Origin of the sequence: Reichenbachiella sp. (assembly GCF_039941815.1) — a bacterium.
Classification (GTDB): domain Bacteria; phylum Bacteroidota; class Bacteroidia; order Cytophagales; family Cyclobacteriaceae; genus Reichenbachiella.
The window spans coordinates 1-1,032 of record NZ_JBDVDW010000031.1 but is presented as its reverse complement, the minus strand read 5'-3'; the positions used below and the strand labels follow the sequence as shown (position 1 = coordinate 1,032).

At 43.7% G+C, this 1,032-nt stretch carries 2 protein-coding genes; both read right to left on the bottom strand.

From position 1 onward, the window contains the following. The coding region (locus tag ABJF11_RS07245; RefSeq protein ID WP_348119084.1) for a D-serine ammonia-lyase at positions 1-721 on the bottom strand (721 nt) is incomplete at its 3' end. 71 nt (positions 722-792) lie between these two features. Continuing rightward, positions 793-1,032: EAL domain-containing protein (locus tag ABJF11_RS07240; protein ID WP_348119082.1), on the bottom strand; the 240-nt coding region annotated here is incomplete at its 5' end.

The following is a 1,032-nucleotide window of genomic DNA, read 5'->3' as shown; positions in this document are numbered from 1 at the left end:
CTTCTTTTCGGCCCTGTGCCACCGCTACCCCATAATCCTGTTGGTACTCCACGACATTGACACCAAACGAGCGTAGTTTCGCTTTTTTCCATTCTCTTGCATCCGCTGACATATGAACTGACACAGAGAAGCCAAGCTTGGCACTGATAATGCCAATGGATAAACCAAGATTGCCTGTTGAGCCAACGGCGATGCTAAATTGCTTGAAGAAGTCTCGGTATTTTTGGCTAAACAATTCGCCATAGTCATCCATCTCATTCAGTAGGCCAGCCTCTATTGCGAGCTTTTCTGCATGGGCAAGCACTTCATGTATGCCGCCGCGTGCTTTGATAGAGCCAGAGATGGGTAAGTGACTGTCTTTTTTCAGTAGCAGTTGCCCTGATATAGGTGTGCCGTACTCTTTTTCAAGCAGAGCTTTCATGTGAGGAATAGAGACAAGTTCGGATTCTATGATGCCTGAATTTTTCGCTGTTTCTGGAAAGGCTTTGGTAATATAGGGTACAAACCTTGAAAGCCTTTTACTGGCATCTTCAATGTTGCATTTGTCTAGGCCGACATAGGGCAATGCGTCGTTAAGTGTTGTGATGTGAGGGTTAAACCAAGAAACTTCTTTAAGTGCTATCAGCTGTTTAAGAAGAGGATGTTGTTCGATCAATTGCTCTATTGTGTTTGTCATAGGCTTCCTGCGGTCCAGACGGTCTGCTAAATGGATTCTGTCCATAGTAAAGCATTTGGCCACTTTGAGCTTGGTTTTGCCAGTTAGAGCAAAGACGATGACTTTATCTAGGCCTTTTAATAGACCATTCTATGAGCCTTGGCTTTTTTATTATCTTCCTCTGTCCATTCCACGATAGGGGAGGGTTTGCCAAAATAGTAGCCTTGCAAAGTATGGCAACCAAGGGAAATAAGCATGTCTGCCTGTTCTCGGGTCTCAATGCCTTCTGCAATAACCTTCATGTTTAAGGAATTTGCTAACTGAATGGTAGATTTAACAATATCAGTATGACGTTGATCTTCAGGTAATGGAGACAC